At 66.5% G+C, this 18,741-nt stretch carries 20 protein-coding genes; all 20 read right to left on the bottom strand.

Annotated elements, in window-relative coordinates; genetic code table 11:
- Positions 1 to 11: 11 nt before the first annotated feature.
- Complete coding sequence (locus H165_RS0114070) at positions 12 to 2,246, bottom strand: chemotaxis protein CheA (RefSeq protein WP_017939580.1); 2,235 nt, start codon at positions 2,244 to 2,246, stop codon at positions 12 to 14.
- 82 nt (positions 2,247 to 2,328) lie between these two features.
- The gene (locus H165_RS0114065; RefSeq protein WP_017939579.1) at positions 2,329 to 3,117 is read right to left on the bottom strand and encodes a protein phosphatase CheZ; all 789 of its coding nucleotides are present in this window, start codon (positions 3,115 to 3,117) and stop codon (positions 2,329 to 2,331) included.
- A 19-nt stretch (positions 3,118 to 3,136) separates the two neighbouring features.
- Positions 3,137 to 3,511 (bottom strand): chemotaxis response regulator CheY, encoded by a 375-nt coding sequence (locus H165_RS0114060; RefSeq protein WP_197020080.1) that lies wholly within the window; start codon positions 3,509 to 3,511, stop codon positions 3,137 to 3,139.
- Positions 3,512 to 3,588: 77 nt separating this feature from the next.
- A complete protein-coding gene (gene fliA, locus H165_RS0114055) occupies positions 3,589 to 4,332 on the bottom strand; it encodes an RNA polymerase sigma factor FliA (protein ID WP_155943618.1) in 744 nt (247 codons plus the stop codon).
- The gene (fleN, locus tag H165_RS0114050) at positions 4,329 to 5,168 is read right to left on the bottom strand and encodes a flagellar synthesis regulator FleN (protein ID WP_169333533.1); all 840 of its coding nucleotides are present in this window, start codon (positions 5,166 to 5,168) and stop codon (positions 4,329 to 4,331) included. Before fleN ends, fliA begins: the two co-directional genes overlap by 4 nt.
- Positions 5,169 to 5,205: 37 nt before the next feature.
- Positions 5,206 to 6,525 carry a flagellar biosynthesis GTPase FlhF gene (gene flhF / locus H165_RS0114045; RefSeq protein WP_017939575.1) on the bottom strand — a complete coding sequence of 440 codons (1,320 nt, stop codon included), beginning with the start codon at positions 6,523 to 6,525 and terminating at the stop codon, positions 5,206 to 5,208.
- A 12-nt stretch (positions 6,526 to 6,537) separates the two neighbouring features.
- Positions 6,538 to 8,661 carry a flagellar biosynthesis protein FlhA gene (gene flhA, locus H165_RS0114040; RefSeq protein WP_026146639.1) on the bottom strand — a complete coding sequence of 708 codons (2,124 nt, stop codon included), beginning with the start codon at positions 8,659 to 8,661 and terminating at the stop codon, positions 6,538 to 6,540.
- 123 nt (positions 8,662 to 8,784) lie between these two features.
- Positions 8,785 to 9,921 (bottom strand): flagellar biosynthesis protein FlhB, encoded by a 1,137-nt coding sequence (flhB, locus tag H165_RS0114035; protein WP_017939573.1) that lies wholly within the window; start codon positions 9,919 to 9,921, stop codon positions 8,785 to 8,787.
- 13 nt (positions 9,922 to 9,934) lie between these two features.
- Positions 9,935 to 10,720 carry a flagellar biosynthetic protein FliR gene (gene fliR, locus H165_RS0114030; protein WP_017939572.1) on the bottom strand — a complete coding sequence of 262 codons (786 nt, stop codon included), beginning with the start codon at positions 10,718 to 10,720 and terminating at the stop codon, positions 9,935 to 9,937.
- 2 nt (positions 10,721 to 10,722) lie between these two features.
- Entirely contained in the window at positions 10,723 to 10,992 is a 270-nt protein-coding gene (gene fliQ / locus H165_RS0114025) for a flagellar biosynthesis protein FliQ (RefSeq protein ID WP_017939571.1), read from the bottom strand.
- Between the two features lie 56 nt (positions 10,993 to 11,048).
- Positions 11,049 to 11,804, bottom strand: a complete 756-nt coding sequence (gene fliP, locus H165_RS0114020) for a flagellar type III secretion system pore protein FliP (RefSeq protein ID WP_017939570.1) — start codon at positions 11,802 to 11,804, stop codon at positions 11,049 to 11,051.
- Positions 11,804 to 12,235, bottom strand: a complete 432-nt coding sequence (gene fliO, locus H165_RS0114015; RefSeq protein ID WP_017939569.1) for a flagellar biosynthetic protein FliO — start codon at positions 12,233 to 12,235, stop codon at positions 11,804 to 11,806. The genes fliP and fliO overlap by 1 nt, the downstream gene beginning before the upstream one ends.
- A gap of 1 nt (position 12,236) precedes the next feature.
- The gene (fliN, locus tag H165_RS0114010; protein ID WP_017939568.1) at positions 12,237 to 12,695 is read right to left on the bottom strand and encodes a flagellar motor switch protein FliN; all 459 of its coding nucleotides are present in this window, start codon (positions 12,693 to 12,695) and stop codon (positions 12,237 to 12,239) included.
- A gap of 33 nt (positions 12,696 to 12,728) precedes the next feature.
- Positions 12,729 to 13,700 carry a flagellar motor switch protein FliM gene (gene fliM, locus H165_RS0114005; RefSeq protein WP_017939567.1) on the bottom strand — a complete coding sequence of 324 codons (972 nt, stop codon included), beginning with the start codon at positions 13,698 to 13,700 and terminating at the stop codon, positions 12,729 to 12,731.
- 9 nt (positions 13,701 to 13,709) lie between these two features.
- Complete coding sequence (fliL, locus tag H165_RS0114000) at positions 13,710 to 14,231, bottom strand: flagellar basal body-associated protein FliL (protein WP_026146637.1); 522 nt, start codon at positions 14,229 to 14,231, stop codon at positions 13,710 to 13,712.
- Between the two features lie 215 nt (positions 14,232 to 14,446).
- Complete coding sequence (locus H165_RS0113995) at positions 14,447 to 15,679, bottom strand: flagellar hook-length control protein FliK (protein ID WP_017939565.1); 1,233 nt, start codon at positions 15,677 to 15,679, stop codon at positions 14,447 to 14,449.
- A gap of 74 nt (positions 15,680 to 15,753) precedes the next feature.
- Positions 15,754 to 16,110, bottom strand: coding sequence for an Hpt domain-containing protein (locus H165_RS0113990; protein WP_017939564.1), 357 nt, complete (start codon positions 16,108 to 16,110; stop codon positions 15,754 to 15,756).
- Between the two features lie 80 nt (positions 16,111 to 16,190).
- A complete protein-coding gene (locus tag H165_RS0113985; protein WP_017939563.1) occupies positions 16,191 to 17,876 on the bottom strand; it encodes an ATP-binding SpoIIE family protein phosphatase in 1,686 nt (561 codons plus the stop codon).
- A 2-nt stretch (positions 17,877 to 17,878) separates the two neighbouring features.
- On the bottom strand, positions 17,879 to 18,184 hold the full coding sequence (locus H165_RS0113980; protein WP_017939562.1) for an STAS domain-containing protein: 306 nt from the start codon (positions 18,182 to 18,184) through the stop codon (positions 17,879 to 17,881).
- Between the two features lie 96 nt (positions 18,185 to 18,280).
- On the bottom strand, positions 18,281 to 18,727 hold the full coding sequence (gene fliJ / locus H165_RS0113975; protein ID WP_017939561.1) for a flagellar export protein FliJ: 447 nt from the start codon (positions 18,725 to 18,727) through the stop codon (positions 18,281 to 18,283).
- Positions 18,728 to 18,741 lie beyond the last annotated feature (14 nt).

The following is an 18,741-nucleotide window of genomic DNA, read 5'->3' as shown; positions in this document are numbered from 1 at the left end:
CGACCGATCAATCAACCGCGCCGTGCGTACCGCTTGAGCATGCTCGGCACATCGAGAATCAGGGCAATGCGCCCGTCGCCGGTGATGGTCGCCCCGGCCATGCCGGGAGTGCCCTGCAGCATCTTGCCGAGCGGCTTGATCACCACCTCCTCCTGCCCCACCAGTTGGTCGACCACGAAGCCGATGCGCTGGGTGCCTACCGAGATGATCACCACGTGCCCCTCACGCTGTTCCTCCTCGACGGCCGAAGGCACCAGCCAGCGCTTGAGGTAGAACAGCGGCAGCGCCTTGTCGCGGACGATCACCACCTCCTGGCCGTCCACCACGTTGGTGCGCGACAGGTCGAGGTGGAAGATCTCGTTGACGTTGACCAGCGGGAAGGCGAAGGCCTGGTCGCCGAGCATGACCATCAGGGTCGGCATGATCGCCAAAGTCAGCGGGACCTTGATGGCGATGGTGGTGCCCTGGCCCTTCACCGAATGGATGCTGATGGTGCCGTTGAGCTGGGAGATCTTGGTCTTCACCACGTCCATACCGACGCCACGGCCGGACACGTCGGAGATTTCCTTCTTGGTGGAGAAGCCCGGGGCGAAGATCAGGTTGTAGCACTCCGCCTCGCTCAGGCGATCGGCGGCATCCTTGTCCAGCATGCCCTTCTCCACCGCCTTGGCGCGCAGCACGTTGGCGTCCATGCCGTTCCCGTCGTCGCTGATCGACAGCAGGATGTGGTCGCCCTCCTGCTCGGCGGACAGCACGATGCGCCCGGTGCGCGACTTGCCCTTGGCCTCGCGCTCGTCGGGCAGCTCGATGCCGTGGTCGACCGAGTTGCGCACCAGGTGGACCAGCGGGTCGGCCAGCGCTTCGACCAGGTTCTTGTCGAGGTCGGTCTCCTCGCCCACCAGCTCCAGGTTGATCTCTTTCTTCAGGTTGCGCGCCAGATCGCGGACCAGACGCGGGAAACGGCCGAACACCTTCTTGATCGGCTGCATGCGGGTCTTCATCACCGCGGTCTGCAGGTCGGCGGTGACCACGTCGAGGTTGGAGACCGCCTTGGCCATGGCCTCGTCGTGGCTGTTGGCGCCCAGACGCACCAGGCGGTTACGCACCAACACCAGCTCGCCGACCATGTTCATGATCTCGTCGAGGCGCGCGGTGTCGACGCGCACCGTGGTTTCCACCTCGGGGTTGGCGGCGATCTTCTCGCTGGCCGCGCTGCTGCGCGCCGGCTTGCCCTCGGCCCTGGCCTTCGGCTTGGCGGCAGCCGCGGGCTGGGCCGTGGCAGCGGCCGGCGCCGGGGTGGCCGGTTTGGCGGCCGCCGCCGGTTGGGACTGGGGTTTCTCCTGCGGCTTGTCCTGGGACTGGGCCACCTCTGGCTTGAACTGGCCCTTGCCGTGCAGCTGGTCGAGCAGCGCCTCGAATTCGTCGTCGGTGATCAGGTCGTCGCCCCCCGCCGCGGCTTCGCCGGCTGCCGGCTTGTCGCCCGCCGCCGAGGGCTGCACCGCTTCCGGCTTGAACTGGCCCTTGCCATGCAGCTGGTCGAGCAGCGCCTCGAACTCGGCGTCGGTGATCTCGTCGGAGGCGCTCGATGCGGCGGCAGGGGCCTCGCTGACCTGCGCCTGAGTCACCTCCGGCTTGAACTGGCCCTTGCCGTGCAGCTGGTCGAGCAGCGCCTCGAACTCGGCATCCGTGATCTCGTCGCCAGACGCCGGCTCGCCGGCCTGCGCGGGCTTGTCGTCCAGGGCCTGGAGCAACTGCTCGAACTCGCTGTCGGTGATATCGCCGTTCGCTGCCTGAGGCTCAGGTTCGGCCGGAGGAGCGACCTCGGCCACCGGTGCGGCCGCAACCGCGGCGGCGGCGCTCGGGTCGGCCAGGCGCGCCAGGGCAGCCAGCAGCTCGGGATCGGCGGGGGTCAGGTCGGTGCGCTCGCGTACCTCGGCGAACATGCCGTTGACCGCATCCAGGGCAGCCAGCACCACGTCCATGAGTTCGGCATCGACCTGGCGCTCGCCCTTGCGCAGCATGTCGAAGACGTTTTCCGCGGCATGGCAGCATTCCACCAGCTCGTTGAGCTGGAGGAAGCCGGCCCCGCCCTTGACGGTGTGGAAACCACGGAAGATGGCATTGAGCAGGTCTGCATCGTCGGGCCGAGACTCAAGTTCGACCAGTTGCTCGGACAGTTGCTCGAGAATCTCGCCGGCCTCTACCAGGAAGTCCTGGAGGATTTCTTCATCGGCGCCAAAACTCATTCTGTGTGTGCTCCAAAAGGTTCAGCCGGAACCCGGGATCTGTGTTGACAGTTAGTCGCGGCGGTGTCTGGCACCGGTTTTGTCAGAAACCCAGGCTGGACAGCAGGTCGTCGACGTCGTCCTGGCTGGACACCACGTCATCACGCTTATCGGCAGCAATCTGCGGACCTTCAGCCTGTGTCGGCCCTTTTTCTTTCTTCTTCGCCTCGAGCAGTTCGTCGAGGTTGTGCTGGATGCCGGCGAAACGGTCGACGCTGCTGGCCATCAGCATCAGCTTGAGGAGATCCTGCTCGACCTGGGTGACCAGTTGGGTGACGCGCTTGATCACCTGCCCGGTGAGATCCTGATAGTCCTGGGCGAGCATGATGTCGTTGAGGTTGGTGGACAGCGTCTGGGCGTGGCGTTCGCTGCGGCCGAGGAACTGGTCGATGCGCCTGGCCAGGTCGCGGAAGCCGTCGGCGTCGATTTCCCGGCGCATGAAGCGGGACCACTCGGCCTTCAGCCGGCTGGCCTCGTCGCCGAGCTCGTTGACCAGCGGCGCGCTCTGCTCGACCAGATCCATGGTGCGGTTGGCCGCATTCTCGGTCATGGTCACCACGTAGTTGAGGCGCTCGGTGGCGTCGGTGATCTGCGACACCTCCTCGGCCACCGGGGTACGCGGGTCGATCTGGAAGTTGACGATGGCGGTGTGCAGCTCGCGGGTCAGCTTGCCGACCTCGTGATACAGGCCACGATCGCGCGCCTTGTTGAGCTCGTGAATGAGCTGCACGGCCTCGCCGAAATTACCTTGCTCGAGGTTTTCGACAAGTTCGCGGGCATGCGTTTTCAGGGTGGACTCTAGGTCACCCAGTAGGGAATCGCTGTGATTCATGGTGCCCTCGCGGCGAAGATCAGCCGTTTACGCGCTCGAAGATCTTCTCGATCTTTTCCTTCAGTACCTGAGCGGTGAACGGCTTGACGACATACCCGTTCACCCCGGCCTGGGCCGCTTCGATGATCTGGTCACGCTTGGCTTCGGCGGTGACCATGAGCACCGGCATGTGCTTGAGGCGTTCGTCCGCACGCACGGCACGGAGCAGGTCGATGCCGGTCATGCCGGGCATGTTCCAGTCCGTCACCAGGAAATCGAAATTGCCACTCTGCAGCATCGGCAGCGCGCTGGTGCCATCGTCCGCTTCGGCGGTGTTGGTGAAGCCCAGATCGCGCAAGAGGTTCTTGATGATCCGTCGCATCGTCGAGAAATCGTCGACGATGAGGATTTTCATGTTCTTGTCCAACTCGACCTCCGGTCAGTCCTAAACGCCCCTCGGAGGGACGTCATCAATTCTTGCAACTACAGCCCCTAGCGCGCGCGCCATTCACCCAACCGCGCACGCAGGCGAGCGGCACACTGGCTATGCAACTGGCTGACCCTCGATTCGCTGACCCCCAGGACCTCCCCGATTTCCTTGAGGTTCAGCTCCTCGTCGTAATACAGCGACAGGACCAGCTTCTCGCGCTCCGGCAGATTGGCGATGGCCTCCGCCAGGGCAGCCTGGAAGCGCTGCTCCTCGAGTTCCTGCGCTGGGGAATGGGAATGCTCGGCGTCCTCGGCCAGACCGCCGTGCTCGCCTTCCTGCATCAGGTCGTCGAAGCTAAACAGCCGGCTGCCCAAGGTGTCGCCAAGGATGCCGTAGTACTCTTCGAGACTCAAATTAAGTTCGGCAGCAACTTCCTGATCTTTAGCGTCGCGCCCGGTACGCGCCTCCACCTTGCGGATGGCGTCGCTGACCATACGGCTGTTGCGGTGCACCGAGCGCGGTGCCCAGTCGCCCTTGCGCACCTCGTCGAGCATCGCGCCGCGGATGCGGATGCCCGCGAAGGTCTCGAAACTGGCGCCCTTGCTGGAGTCGTACTTCTTCGCGGCTTCCAGCAGGCCGATCATCCCCGCCTGGATCAGATCCTCCACCTGCACGCTGGCCGGCAGACGGCCGAGCAGGTGATAGGCGATCCGCTTGACCAGAGGGGCGTAGCGCTCGACCAGTTGGTACTGGTTATCCCGCGCTTGTGCCTTGCTGTACATACGAAGACCGGTGGCTGCTGTCATACGGACGAGTCGGCGGTAGGTTGCTTGATCAGGCGCTCGACGAAGAACTCCAGGTGACCGCGCGGGTTAGCCGGCAGCGGCCAGCCGTCGACCTTCTGGGCGATCGACTTGAAGGCCAGGGAGCACTTGGAACGCGGAAAGGCGTCGTACACCGCGCGCTGCTTCTGCACCGCCTTGCGCACCGCCTCGTCATAGGGGATGGCGCCGACGTACTGCAGCGCCACGTCGAGGAAGCGGTCGGTGACCTTGGTCAGCTTGGCGAACAGGTTGCGCCCTTCCTGCGGGCTGTGAGCCATGTTGGCCAGCACACGGAAGCGGCTGATGCCGTAGTCGCGGTTGAGCAGTTTGATCAACGCGTAGGCGTCGGTGATCGAGGTGGGCTCGTCGCAGACCACCACCAGCACTTCCTGGGAGGCTCGCACGAAGCTGACCACCGCATCGCTGATGCCCGCGGCGGTATCGACGATGAGCACGTCGATGCTGTCGCTGATGTCGCTGAACGCCTGGATCAGCCCGGCGTGCTGCATGGGCGACAGGTGCGCCATCGCCTGGGTGCCGGAGGCCGCCGGGACGATGCGTACGCCGCCCGGCCCGGGGATGATCACATCCTTGAGGTCGCACTCGCCGTTGATCACGTCGGCCAGGGTGCGTTTCGGCGTCAAGCCGAGCAGCACGTCGACGTTGGCCAGGCCGAGGTCGGCGTCCATCAGCATCACACGTCGACCGAGGTCGGCCAGGGCCAGGGCCAGGTTGACGGAAACGTTGGTCTTGCCCACGCCGCCCTTGCCGCCGGTTACCGCGATCACCTGTACTGGGTGCATTCCCATGTCATTCAACCTTGTCTTTCATGTGGCAGCTTCCTGTCGTCCTGCATCATCCCACACGCCGTACGGCACCCTGGTAGAGACCGGCGAGCATGTCGGCCATGGCCTCCTCGCTCGGCTCCTCCGGGGTCTGCAGGCTGACCGCGCGACTCACCAACTGATGCCCTCTCGGCACCTGCAGATCCTCGGGGATCCGCGGGCCATCCGCCAGATAGGCTACCGGCAGGTGCTGGCTGATGGCCAGTCCCAGGGCCTCGCCGAGGCTCACCGCCTCGTCCACCTTGGTGATGATGCAGCCGGCCAGACCGCAACGCTTGTAACCATGGTAGGCCGCCTTGAGTACCTGGCTCTGACTGGTGGCCGCCAGGACCAGATAATTCTTCGCCCGAATGCTCCGGTTAGCCAGGGCATCCAGCTGCAGGCGCAGGGCCGGATCGTTGGCCGGCAGACCAGCGGTATCGACCAGGACCACACGCTTGCGCGCCAGGGGCGCCAGCGCCTGGAGCAGCGACTGGCTGGGATCGACCTGGACCACCGGCACGTCGAGGATGCGGCCGAGGGTCCGCAGCTGCTCCTGGGCACCGATGCGGAAGCTGTCCATGGTTACCAAGGCGACATTCTGGGCGCCATATTTGAGGACGTAACGCGCAGCCAGTTTGGCCAGGGTGGTGGTCTTGCCCATCCCGGCGGGGCCGACCAGAGCTATGACTCCGCCCTCTTCCAGGGGTTCTTCCTTCGGCGTCTGGATCGATTGCGCCAGGTGCGCCAGCAGCATGCGCCAGGCCTGGCGCGGCTCGTGGATATTGGACACGCGCTCCAGCAGGCCGTTGGCCAGCTCGGCGGGCAGGCCCATGCGCTGCAGGCGGCGCCACAGACCGGCCTGTTGCGGGCGGCGGCTCTGCAGCTGGCTCCAGGCCATGCTGCCGAGCTGCATCTCCAGCAGCTCGCGCAGGCCGTGCAGTTCGCTGCGCATCTGCTCCAGAGCGGTCGGGTCGATGGATGGGGCCGGCGCCTCCGGCGCCGGGGCCGGTGCCGGTCGCTCCAGCTTGACCGGGGTGGCAGGCAGCTCAGGGGCCAGCAAGGACTCATTGGCAAAAAGTTGACGGTCCTTCGGTGCCTCGCTGGCTTCGCGGTAGGCCAGTTCGGCCCGCGCCGAGGCGATCTTCGCCTGGGTCTTGCGCAGTTCGGCCTCCAGCGCCGGGTTGGCCTGCACCGGCGCGGCCGGGGCCTGGTAGTCCAACGCTGCGGTCAGCTCGACGCCGCCGGCCACCCGGCGGGTACCGATGATCGCGGCATCGGCGCCCAGCTCGTCGCGGACCAGCTTCATGGCTTGGCGCATATCGGCGGCGAAAAAGCGTTTGACTTGCATGGCCTAGTGACCTCAGTTCTGGCCCACCGTGGCAACGATGGTGACCTGCTTGTTGTCCGGAATTTCCTGGTACGCCAGGACGTGCATGGTCGGTACCGCCAGTCGGGCGAACCGCGACAGCATGGCTCGGATCGGCCCCGCCACCAGCAGGATCGCCGGCTTGCCGAGCATTTCCTGGCGCTGCGCGGCTTCCACCAGGGAGCGTTGCAGCTTCTCGGCCATGCCCGGTTCGAGGAGAATGCCATCCTCGGCGCCCTGACCGGCCTTCTGGAGACTATTTAGCAATAACTGTTCCAGCCTGGGCTCAAGGGTGATCACAGGCAGCTCGGAGTCAAGCCCCACGATGCTTTGCACGATGGCGCGGGACAATGCGACGCGCACCGCGGCCACCATGGCGGCGGGATCTTGACTCCTGCCGGCGGCGTTGGAGATGGCCTCGGCGATGGTACGGATGTCACGGACCGGCACCTGCTCCTGGAGCAGCGACTGCAGGACCTTGAGCAGAGTGGACAGCGACACGGTGCCGGGCACCAGTTCCTCGGCCAGCTTCGGCGAGGTCTTGGCCAGCAGCTGCAGCAGCTGCTGGACCTCCTCGTGACCGATCAACTCGTGGGCGTGCTTGTAGAGGATCTGGTTGAGGTGGGTGGCGACCACGGTACTGGCATCCACCACGGTGTAACCGAGGGATTGCGCCTGGTCACGCTGGCCAGGATCGATCCACACCGCCTCCAGGCCGAACGCCGGATCTTTGGCGGCCAGGCCGTTGAGAGTGCCGAAAACCTGACCTGGGTTGATGGCCAGCTCGCGTTCCGGATAGACCTCCGCCTCGGCGACGCTGACGCCCATCAGGGTCAGCCGGTAGGCGTTGGGCTGCAGGTCGAGGTTGTCGCGGATGTGCACCGAGGGCATCAGGAAGCCCAGCTCCTGGGACAGCTTCTTGCGGACGCCCTTGATGCGCGCCAGCAGTTGGCCGCCCTGGTTGCGGTCGACCAGCGGGATCAGCCGGTAGCCCACCTCCAGGCCGACCATGTCCACAGGGGTGACGTCGTCCCAGCCCAGCTCCTTGATCTCCTGGGGCTTCTGCGCCGGCAGCAGCTCCTGCTGGCGCTGCGCCTCCTGGGCTTCCCGCTGCTTGGCGCGCTTCTGCCGATAGACGATCCAGTAGGCGCCGGCGCCGGCCAGCAGGCCAAGGCTGAGGAAGGAGAAGTGCGGCATCCCCGGCACCAGCCCCATGGCGATGAGGATGGCAGCGGACACCGCCAGGGCCTTCGGCGAGGTGAACATCTGCCGGTTGACCTGCTGGCCCATGTCCTCGGCGGTGGACACCCGGGTGACCATGATCGCCGCCGAGGTAGACAGCAGCAGCGAGGGAATCTGCGCCACCAGGCCGTCGCCGATGGTCAGCAGCGAGTAGATGCGCCCGGCTTCGGCCACCGTCAGGCCGTGCTGCAGAACGCCGATGCCCAGGCCACCGAGCAGGGTCACGAACATGATCAGCAGGCCGGCGATGGCGTCGCCGCGGACGAACTTGCTGGCACCGTCCATGGAGCCGTAGAAGTCGGCCTCCTGGGCCACCTCGGCGCGGCGCTTCTTGGCCTCCGCCTGGTCGATCAACCCGGCGTTGAGGTCGGCGTCGATGGCCATCTGCTTGCCGGGCATGGCATCCAGGGTGAAACGCGCCGACACCTCGGAGATACGCCCGGCGCCCTTGGTGACCACCACGAAGTTGATGATCATCAGGATGGCGAACACCACGATGCCGACCACGTAGTTGCCGCCAACCACCACGTCGCCGAACGCCTGGATCACCTTGCCGGCCGCGCCCGGGCCGTCCTGGCCGTGGAGCAGCACCACCGGGGTGGAGGCGACGTTGAGCGCCAGCCGCAGCAGGGTGGCGACCAGCAGGATGGTCGGGAACACCGCGAAGTCCAGCGGCCGCAGGGCGTATACGCAGACCAGCAGGACGACGATGGACAGCGCGATGTTGAAGGTGAACAGCACGTCGAGCAGGAACGGCGGCATCGGCAGAGTCATCATGCCGAGCATCGCCAGCAGCAGCAGCGGCACGCCGATGTTGCCCTGTCGCAGGCCCGCCAGGCCGTTGCGCATATTGCCTATCAACTGAGCGCGATCCAGTGCCACGTCCCTACCCCACGAAAGTCCAAACTTTTGACGCTGATTGGTGTGATGAAGGGATAGTGGCAAGAAGCATTCCAACCCGGCGACGGACCGCTGCTCCGCACGAATTTCCTACCCGGTTCAGGCGTCGCGGCGCAGTTCCGGCGGGATCGGCAGGTCGGCCAGCGGCGCCGGGCGCTTGCCCTTGCCGGCCTGGAACTGGCGCAGCTGGTAGACGTAGGCGAGCACCTGGGCGACCGCCAGATAGAGACCGGCGGGAATTTCCTGGTCCAGCTCGGTGGAGTAGAACACCGCACGGGCCAGGGCCGGCGACTCCAGCACCGTGACCTTGTGCTCCTGGGCGATCTCGCGGATCTTCAGCGCCAGGAAATCGCCACCCTTGGCCACGAGCACCGGCGCCCCTCCCTTGTCGCCGTCGTACTTGAGGGCCACCGCGAAGTGGGTCGGGTTGGTGATCACCACGTCGGCCTGGGGCACCGCCTGCATCATCCGCCGTTCGGCCATCTCGCGCTGCAGCTGGCGGATGCGGCCCTTGACCTCGGGCTTACCCTCGCTGTCCTTGTACTCGTCCTTGACCTCCTGCTTGGTCATCATCAGCTTCTGGCGGTGATCCCAGAGCTGGAAGGGCACGTCCACCGCGGCAATCAGGATGATCCCGCAGGAGATCCACAGCGCGCTCCAGCCGACCACCTGGGCACTGTGCAGGATCGCCAGCTCCAGTGGCTGCTGGGCGATCGCCAACAGGTCGGCGCGGTCGCCGGACAGCACCGCCAGGGCCACCAGCAGCACAACCAGGAACTTGGCCAGGGCCTTGAGCAGCTCCACCAGCGAGCGCACCGAGAACATCCGCTTGAGCCCTTCCAGTGGATTGAGGCGGCTGAACTTGGGCTGCAGGGACTCCACCGAGAACAGCCAGCCGCCTAGTGCGATGGGCCCGGCGATGGCGGCGATCAGCAGTACCACGAACAGTGGCGCCAGCGCCTCCAGGGCCAGCTTACCGGACGCCAGCAACCACAGCGCCATGCTCTGCTCGCTGTAGAGGACGTCGCGGGACAGGCTGAAGTTGGCGAGCATCACTTTCAGCAACGCCTCGGCCAGGCTGCCTCCGGAGGCCAGCAGGCCGCCACAGCCGGCGAGCAGAATGGCCAGGGTGTTCAGCTCCCGGGAACGGGCGACCTGGCCCTTCTCCCGCGATTCACGCAGGCGTTTCTCTGTGGGTTGTTCGCTCTTGTCGGCGCCGTTCTCGTTCTCGGCCATGCGGGCCCCTCCCCTAGCGCGTCTTCGCCAGCTCGCCGAGCCACTGCAGGGCTTCGCCGGCCAGGGTCTGGTACTGGCCGAGGATGTCCGCCAGGCCGATCCAGAAGATCACCAAGCCGATCACCAGGGTCAGCGGGAAACCGATGGAGAAGATGTTCAGCTGCGGTGCCGCGCGGGTCATCACCCCAAACGCCAGATTGACCACCAGGAGCGCGGTGATCGCCGGCAGCACCAGCAGCAGGCCGGCGCCCAGCACCCAGCCGAGCTTGCCGGCCACCTCCCAGTAGTGGCCGACCAGGAAGCCGCCGCCGATCGGCAGGGTCACGAAGCTCTCGGTAAGCACCTCGATGACCACCAGATGGCCGTTCATGGCGAGGAACAACAGGGTCACCAGCATGGTCAGGAACTGGCCGACCACCGCCGTGGAGATGCCGTTGGCAGGGTCCACCGTGGAGGCGAAACCAAGGCCCATCTGGGTGGCGATGATCTGCCCGGCGACCACGAAGGCCTGAAAGAACAGCTGCAGGGCGAAGCCGAGCATCACCCCGATCAACAGCTCCTGGGCGACCAGCACCAAGGCCTGCAGGCTGATGCCCTCCACCGCCGGCGCCGCCGGCAGGCCGGGCACCAGCACCACGGTCAGCGCCAGGGCCAGGTACAGGCGGATGCGCGTCGGCACCAGTTGGGTGCCGATGATCGGCATGCTCATCAGCAGCGCGGCAATGCGGAACAGCGGCAGGAGGAAGCTGCCGACCCAGCCGCCGATCTGCGCATCGGAAAGTGCCAGCAGCGGATTCATGGCTAGCCGATCAGCAGCGGGATGTTGTGGATCAGGGTCTGGGTGTACTCCATCAACTGCTGGGCCAGCCAGGGACCGGCGACGATCAGGGTGACCAGCATCACGAGCAGACGCGGCAGGAAGCTCAGGGTCTGCTCGTTGATCTGGGTGGCCGCCTGGAACATCGCCACCACCAGGCCGACCAGCAGGCTCGGCACCACCAGGATGCCGACGATCAGCGCGGTCAGCCACAGCGCTTCGCGGAACAGGTCCACCGCCACTTCGGGAGTCATCTCAATCCCTCGCTGCCTGGCCGCTGCCGGCCGTGGAGAACATGTCGGTCATGGTCCTACACCGTGCCGAAGCTGCCAGCCAGGGTACCGATGATCAGCGCCCAGCCGTCGATCAGCACGAACAGCATGATCTTGAACGGCAGGGAAACGATCAGCGGCGAGAGCATCATCATGCCCATGGCCATCAGCACGCTGGAGACCACCAGGTCGATGATCAGGAACGGGATGAAGATCATGAAGCCGATCTGGAAGGCGGTCTTCAGTTCCGAGGTGACGAACGCCGGGACCAGGATGGTCAGTGGCGCCTGCTCGGGGCTGGCGATATCGGTGCGCTTGGACAGCCGCACGAAGAGTTCCAGGTCGGAAGTGCGAGTCTGCGCCAGCATGAAGTCCTTGATCGGCCCCTCGGCGCGGGCGATGGCCTCCTGGGCCGGCAGCTGCTCGTTCAGGTAGGGCTGCAGGGCATCCTGGTTGATGCGCTCGAACACCGGGGCCATGACGAACAGGGTGAGGAACAGCGCCAGGCCGATGAGGATCTGGTTCGACGGCGTCTGCTGCAGGCCCAGCGCCTGACGGAGGATGGAAAACACGATGATGATCCGCGTGAAGCTGGTCATCAGCATGACGAACGCCGGGATGAAGCTCAGCGCCGTCATGATCAGCAGGATCTGCAGGCTGACCGAGTACTCCTGCTGCCCGTCGGCATTGGTGGACAGGGTGATCGCCGGCACCGACAGCGGATTGTCGGCGCCCAGGGCCAGCGGCGCGGCGAGTGCCAGCAACAGGCCCAGGAGGATGCGCAGCGGACTCATCAGGAACGGCCCTTCTGGTCGCGGCCGAGCAGCTCCAGCAGGCGCTGGGCGAACTCCGGCGCCGCGGCCTCCCCGCCCGTCGCAGTGCTCACCGGCTCGGCGAGCACGTGCAGGGTATTGATGCGTCCGGCGCTGACCCCAAGGAGGATCTGCTCCTTGCCCACCTCGACCAGCACCAGGCGATCGCGCGGCCCCAGCGCCTGGGTGGCGACGATGCGGATCGCCTGGGTGCCACGCGGGGTGATCTGCTGGACCCGGCGCAGCAGCCAGGCGAGCAGGAAGATCAGGCCGACCACCAGCAGCAGGCCGAGCAGCAGCTGGCCGATCTGCCCGCTGACTCCGGCGGTGGACAGAGGCGCGGCGGCCTTCTCGGCCTCCGCCGCCAGCGCGGCGAGCGGCAGCAGCGCGGCGACTGCAATCAGGACACGCATCTCAGCGCAGCTTCCGGATGCGCTCGCTCTGGCTGATCACGTCAGTCAGGCGAATCCCGAACTTCTCGTTGACCACCACCACCTCTCCGTGGGCGATCAGGGTGCCGTTGACCAGCACGTCGAGCGGCTCGCCGGCCAGGCGATCCAGCTCGATCACCGAGCCCTGGTTGAGCTGCAGCAGGTTGCGGATGCTGATCTCGGTATTGCCCACCTCCATGGAGATGGTCACCGGGATGTCGAGGATCACGTCCAGGTTGGGGCCGTCCAGGTTGACCGGCTCCTTGTTCTTCGGCGCGCTGGCGAAGTCCTCCATGGGCGCGCGCGGCGCGGCCGGCTTGGTTTCGCTCTGGGCGAGCATGGCGTCGATGTCGTCCTGGCTGGCGTTGCCCGCCTCGGCCAACGCGGCGGCCCACTCGTCGGCCAGGGCCTGTTCCTCGGGGGTGGTATGTTCGTCTGCCATGGAAAGTCCTCGGCTGGCTCTGAATCGGATCGGTTAACGTTGACGCTCGACGGGCGCGAGCACCTGCAGGGCCAGGTTGCCCTTGTGGGCCCCCAGCTTGACCTTGAAGGTCGGCACGCCGTTGGCGCGCATGACCATTTCGTCGGGCAGCTCCACCGGGATCACGTCGCCCGGCTGCATGTGGAGGATGTCGCGCAGCTTCAGTTGGCGGCGCGCCACGGTGGCCGACAGCGGCACACGGACGTCGAGGATGTCCTCGCGCAGCGCTCGGGTCCAGCGCTCGTCCTGGTCATCCACGTCGGACTGCACGCCGGCGTCGAGCATGTCGCGGATCGGCTCGATCATCGAGTACGGAAGGGTGATGTGCAGGTCGCCGCCACCACCGTCCAGCTCAATGTGGAAGGTGGACACCACCACCACCTCGCTGGGGCTGACGATGTTGGCCAGCGCCGGGTTCACCTCGGAGTTGATGTACTCGAAGTTGACGTCGAGCACCGCATGCCAGGCTTCCTTGAGATCGACGAAGGCCTGGTCGAGAACCATGCGCACCACGCGCAGCTCGGTGGGGGTGAACTCGCGGCCCTCGATCTTGGCGTGACGGCCATCGCCGCCGAAGAAGTTGTCCACCAGCTTGAACACCAGCTTGGCGTCGAGGATGAACAGCCCAGTGCCGCGCAGCGGCTTCATCTTCACCAGGTTGAGGCTGGTGGGCACGTAGAGCGAGTGCACGTACTCGCCGAACTTCATCACCTGCACGCCGCCAACCGCCACGTCGGCGGAGCGGCGCAGCAGGTTGAACATGCTGATGCGGGTGTAGCGGGCGAAACGCTCGTTGATCATCTCCAGGGTCGGCATGCGTCCGCGGACGATGCGATCCTGGCTGGACAGGTCGTAGCTCTTGACGCCACCCTCTTCGACTACTTCCTCTGCTTCGATCAGCCCGTCGTCCACCCCGTGCAGCAGGGCGTCGATCTCATCCTGGGAGAGCAGATCCTGTACGGCCATGGATGTCCCCTATTGCAGAACCAGGTTGGTGAAAAGCACCTGCTCGACCACCTGATGGCCGGTCTCCTTCAGCGCCAGCTCCTGCACCTTGGCGGTAGCCTGCTGGCGCAGCATCTCCTTGCCCACCGGGGTGAGCAGACTGTCGAAGTCCTGGCCGGAAAGCAGCATCACCAGCTCGTTGCGCAACACCGGCATGTGCACCCGGAGAGCCTTGAGGCGCTCCTCGTCGCGGGCCATCAGAGCGATGCTGACCTGCAGATAGCGCTGCCGGTTGCCCTGTCGGTAATTGATCACGAAGGCCGGCGACAGATCCTCGTAGACGGCCGCCCGGCGCAGCGACGTCGCGCCCTCGGCGGGCTCGGCGGGCCTGGCCTCGTTGCCGCCGCTCTTGCTGAGCACGAACCAGGTACCGGCGACGGACAGGCCGACCGCCAACAGCAGGGCCACCACCATCAGGATGATGAGCTTGAGCTTGCTCTTCGGCTCGGCGGCCACGCCGGGAGGAAGGGGAGCCGCTTGATTCTTCGCCATGCCAATAATCCGTCGCTAGCTGCGGTTTCCAGTAGTTGGAGCAAGGGCTGTGCCAGCTCGTCCGGCCAGCCGTTCGGAGGCTCGCGGATATAGCAGGATGGCCGGTGGCTGTCGAGCGTCGGCTGCGCGTCGGGCCCGTGGCAGAGCGGCCGGCTCGGGGTTAGTGAGACAACGGGGCGCCGGCCGGGTGGATTCACCGACCGGCAATCCGGTAGCTAGGCGTAGTAGTCGACCAGTCCACGGCCCACGCCGCCGGCCGCGCTGCGGATTTCGCTGACGCCCATCGTCAGTTCCTCGTCGCCGGGCTCGCCGCCCGCCGTCAGGGAGCCGACGCCCCGGCCGCCGGCCTCACCCTGATCCTGCCAGCCGCGGCTGAGGGACTGGTCGGAGACGTTGACATCCAGCATGTTCATGCCCTGCTGGGCGAACATCTCGCGCAGGCGGTGCAGCTGGCCCTCGAGAGCGTCGCGTACCCCGGCGTTGGCACTGGCAAAGCTCACCTGGGCCTGGTCCTGGACGATCTGGATGCGCACCTCCAGGCGCCCCAGCTCGGCCGGATCGAGCTGGATCTCGGCGGATTTGAGATTCTGGCTGGAGAGCCACATCACCTTGTCGACCAGCGCCTCGCTGAGGTTGCCCTGCTGCAGGGACAGCGGCTGACCGGGCACCTCCACCGGGCGCTGGATCGGAGTCACCTGCTGGATGGCCTGGCCAAGCTGGGTGAGGCGCGCGGCCAAGCTTTCGCTGCGCATCTCCGGGCGGCTGCCCAGCAGCCCGTCCAGCTCCACTTCCGCCTCGTCCAGGGACAGCTCGGCCTCGCCCTGCCCTGCGGCCGACTCGACCGTCGCCGCGAGGGCCGCGGCGAAGTCCGGGCCGTCCGCCAGCGCCTGTTGCGGCGCGTTGACCGCCGCGGCCTGCGCTGCCTGGGCGGCCTGCGCCTTGGCCGTGGCGCCCAGGGTCACCTGCAGGTTGGCGGCATCGTTGAGCAGATCGATCTGCGGATCATGGCTGGCCTCAGTCATGCCGGCCGGTGCCGCACCGATCAAGCTGGCAGCGGACAGCGCAGCCCCGCCGGTTTCCAGAGGTGTCTCCTCGGCGACTGGCAGTTGTCCGGCCAGACCCAGCAGCAAGGCCGCATCGACGTCGCTCGGCTCGTTCTCCTCACCCGGCAAGGCTTTGCCGTCATCGGCAAGTTCGGACTCCTGGGCGGCAACCGGCTGCTCCGGTTGTTGCGCCCGCTCGGGCGCCGCAGCGTCATCACGCTGCTGGCGGACCTTGGTCTCGGGACGCTCGACAGGCTTGGCCTGGCGCTCTCGGGCATACAGTTCGGCAAAGCTGGAAGCCTCGCTCGGACGCGGCTCCGCAGCCTGGGTGGTGGCTTTCGCCGCGGACGCCCGTGGCTTCACCTCGGGGGTCAAGGCGAGCAGTGGGTCGGTGGCAAGGGCCATGGGCACTCTCCGTCAGGGAATTGGGTGGTGCCCGGTACGTAGCAAGCAGCGGGCCAACTCGCGGGCGGCCGCCTTCAGCCAAAGCGATGACGTTGCAGCTCGCCCTTGAGGCGGATGCTGACGATGGCGAATTCGGCGGCGATGCGCTCCAGCAGCGCGGGGACCTCTTCGAGGCATTCGCGGCGGGCGGCGTCCTCCAGCTGGCGGCAGAGGCCGGCCAGCAGCGGCGCGCCCATGTTGCTGCAGCTACCCTTGAAGCTGTGCGCGGCGAGCCGCAGGGTCTGGGCATCGGCCGCGCCCAGCGCCTGCTGCAGCGTGCCCAGGCGGTCCCTGGAGTCGTTGATGAAGGTTTCCAGCAATTGCGGATACTCGTCCTCCATGACTTCCTGGAGGCCTAGCAGCACGGCATTGTCGAGATGCTGATCGTCCACCCGTTGTCTCCCTGGCTAGGCTGACGGACGCGAGCCAGAGCCTTCGGCGCTGGCCAGGGGATTATGCACTGACCGATACGTCACCAGTGAAACTCGGCGCGCGCCAGGGTGCCGCCCCGCTCCCAGGCGCAGCGCTTGCTGAGCGCCCGGACCAGGCTCAGGCCCCGTCCGCAGAAGCCGTCCAGGCGCTCCTGCTCGGCCAGCACCCGCGCGACGTCGAAGCCCTTGCCGCTGTCCTCGACCCCCAGTTCCAGGCGGCCGCCCTGCTGGTCACCGCGCACCTGCAGGTGGAAGCGCACGAAGCCGTGCTCCAGGCACGCCAGCCGCTCGCCGCGCTCGCGGTAGTAGCGGGAAAACCCGGCGGCGTCGCGCTTGAGGCTCGAGTCCAGCTCCATCACCCCGTGCTCCAGGGCATTGGAATAGAGCTCGGCCAGCACGCTGTACAGCGCGCCGCCCTGACCGCGCAGGCCGCGCACCTCGAGGAGCAGTTGGAGGAGGAACGGCAGCGGGTTGAAGGAGCGTAGCGACTCGGCGCGGAACTCGAAGCTGGCCGACCAGTCCAGCGGCCCCTGCTGGCCGGTATCGACGAAGGGGACAGGTGCCGAGGACAGCATGCCGACGTCCATCATGCCGACCTCGATCATGCTGAGGTCATCCTGCGCTCGGCCGCGGAAGCGCTCGACCGCCGTCAGGATCTCGTCGAACAGCCGCTGCGGCTGGCGGTTGGCGTCGAACACCGCGAGCAGGCGCTGCTCGCCGAACAACTGGTGATCAGCGTTCTCCGCCTCCAGCACGCCATCGGAAAGCAGGAACAGGCGGTCGCCGGGGGCCATGGGGAAGACCTCGCAGCGCTCGTCGAAGTCCTCGGCGTCGAGCACGCCGAGCGGCAGGTGACGGGACACCAGCGGCTCGCGGCTGCCGTCGGCGCGCAGCAGGTAACCGTCCGGCAGGCCGCCGTTCCAGACCTTCAGGGTACGGCGCTGGAAGCTCACGCTGGCCAGGGTCGCACAGCAGAACACCCCCACCGGCAGGATGCGCTTCAGCTTGGCGTTCATCTCGCGAAGGATTTCCGGCATGGAATGACCCTTGGCGGCCATGCCGTAGAACACCTCGGCCAGCGGCATGGCGCCGATCGCCGCCGGCAGGCCGTGGCCGGTGAAATCGCCGAGCAGTACGTACATGTCGCCGGAGGGGTTGTAGGCGGCCAACAGCAGGTCGCCGTTGAACAGCGCGTGGGGCGACTGCAGGTAGCGGATGTTCGGTGCGTCCAGGCAGCCGGAATGGGCCACCTTGTCGAACACCGCCTTGGCCACTCGCTGCTCGGACAGCAGGTGCTCGTTGTGCCGGGCGATCAGGTCGCGCTGCTCGAGCACCGTGGCCTGCAGGCGGCGCAGACGCTCCATGGCCTTGATCTTGGCGACGAGGATGACGCGGTTGTAAGGCTTGGCCAGAAAGTCGTCGCCGCCCGCCTCCAGGCAGCGCACCAGCGCCTCGCTCTCGGTCAGCGAGGTGAGAAAGATGACCGGCACCAGCGCCTCGCCGGCCATCTGCTTGATCCGCCGTGCCGCCTCGAAGCCGTCCATTACCGGCATCAGCGCGTCCATCAGCACCAGCTGCGGGCGCTCCTGCTCGAACAGCGCCACTGCCTCCAGGCCATTGGCGGCGGTCAGCACGCGGTGCCCTTCGCGAGCCACGATGGTGGACAGCAGCATGCGGTCGGCCGGGCTGTCCTCGGCAATCAGCACCACGAGCCGGTCGCTGGCCATGGTCAGGAAATCTGGAACAGCTGGCCGAAGTTGGAGATGCCGAGGATCTTCCGGACGTCGGGGTTGCAGTTGATCAGGCTGATCAGGGCGTCGTCGCCGCCGGCATAGTCACGCAGCAGGAGGAGCATGCCGAGCGCCGAACTGTCGAGGTAGTTGGTGCCTTCGAGATCGATCACGTAGCGCCGGGGCCGGATGTCGGCGCGTTCGTAGGCATCGCGGAATGCCTGATGCAGGCTGAAATCGAAACGCCCCTGGATGGAGATGGTCAACTCCTGACCGTCGCTCGACAGCTGTGAACTGATAGCCACTTCATAGCTCCTTAATGGCTAACTGCAACCATGACAGGCGCAGATTAAACATTCGTCGCAAGCCGCGGCAATCGTTTTCCCGTCGCCCCCTCAGCCTCACCACTCGGGCTGGCGCAGACGCTGGGACAGCTCGTCGAGCAGTCGCTGCTCGCGCTTGTCCTCGGCCAGCCGGGCCTCGTCCTGATAGCGCTGGATCAGCTTGCGCAGCCCCTCCAGGCGGGCGTAGCGCTCCTGCCACTGGGCGCGGACCTTCTCCACGTTGCTGCGGTGCCAGGCCACGCTGCGCTCCTGCTGGCCGATGGCAGTCTCCAGCTGGGAGAGGAAGCGCTGGTAGCTCATCAGCCACTGCCCGGAGACACCCTGGCGTCCCTCGGTCAGCCACTGCTGGTGGTAGTCGGCGCGGTAGCGCTCCAGTTCATCGAGCTGCGCCTCGGCCTGAGCGAGCTGGCTCTGGCACTGGCCGAGCTGGCGGGCCGCTTCGCGTTCGGCCTTCTCGGCCATTTCCACCACCGGCTGCAGGCGCTTGGCACGGCTGAGACTCATCGGCCGACCTCAGC

Origin of the sequence: Pseudomonas thermotolerans DSM 14292, from assembly GCF_000364625.1 — a bacterium.
Classification (GTDB): domain Bacteria; phylum Pseudomonadota; class Gammaproteobacteria; order Pseudomonadales; family Pseudomonadaceae; genus Aquipseudomonas; species Aquipseudomonas thermotolerans.
The sequence above is the reverse complement of the archived record's forward strand: the minus strand, read 5'-3'. Positions and strand labels throughout refer to the sequence as shown.

Bases quoted from the DNA above. Each gene is read 5' to 3' on its own strand.
- H165_RS0114070 (WP_017939580.1), bottom strand. From the start codon at position 2,246: ATGAGTTTTGGCGCCGATGAAGAAATCCTCCAGGACTTCCTGGTAGAG.
- H165_RS0114065 (WP_017939579.1), bottom strand. From the start codon at position 3,117: ATGAATCACAGCGATTCCCTACTGGGTGACCTAGAGTCCACCCTGAAA.
- H165_RS0114060 (WP_197020080.1), bottom strand. From the start codon at position 3,511: ATGAAAATCCTCATCGTCGACGATTTCTCGACGATGCGACGGATCATC.
- fliA (WP_155943618.1), bottom strand. From the start codon at position 4,332: ATGACAGCAGCCACCGGTCTTCGTATGTACAGCAAGGCACAAGCGCGG.
- flhF (WP_017939575.1), bottom strand. From the start codon at position 6,525: ATGCAAGTCAAACGCTTTTTCGCCGCCGATATGCGCCAAGCCATGAAG.
- flhB (WP_017939573.1), bottom strand. From the start codon at position 9,921: ATGGCCGAGAACGAGAACGGCGCCGACAAGAGCGAACAACCCACAGAG.
- fliR (WP_017939572.1), bottom strand. From the start codon at position 10,720: ATGAATCCGCTGCTGGCACTTTCCGATGCGCAGATCGGCGGCTGGGTC.
- fliQ (WP_017939571.1), bottom strand. From the start codon at position 10,992: ATGACTCCCGAAGTGGCGGTGGACCTGTTCCGCGAAGCGCTGTGGCTG.
- fliP (WP_017939570.1), bottom strand. From the start codon at position 11,804: ATGAGTCCGCTGCGCATCCTCCTGGGCCTGTTGCTGGCACTCGCCGCG.
- fliO (WP_017939569.1), bottom strand. From the start codon at position 12,235: ATGCGTGTCCTGATTGCAGTCGCCGCGCTGCTGCCGCTCGCCGCGCTG.
- fliN (WP_017939568.1), bottom strand. From the start codon at position 12,695: ATGGCAGACGAACATACCACCCCCGAGGAACAGGCCCTGGCCGACGAG.
- fliM (WP_017939567.1), bottom strand. From the start codon at position 13,700: ATGGCCGTACAGGATCTGCTCTCCCAGGATGAGATCGACGCCCTGCTG.
- fliL (WP_026146637.1), bottom strand. From the start codon at position 14,231: ATGGCGAAGAATCAAGCGGCTCCCCTTCCTCCCGGCGTGGCCGCCGAG.
- H165_RS0113995 (WP_017939565.1), bottom strand. From the start codon at position 15,679: ATGGCCCTTGCCACCGACCCACTGCTCGCCTTGACCCCCGAGGTGAAG.
- H165_RS0113985 (WP_017939563.1), bottom strand. From the start codon at position 17,876: ATGGCCAGCGACCGGCTCGTGGTGCTGATTGCCGAGGACAGCCCGGCC.
- fliJ (WP_017939561.1), bottom strand. From the start codon at position 18,727: ATGAGTCTCAGCCGTGCCAAGCGCCTGCAGCCGGTGGTGGAAATGGCC.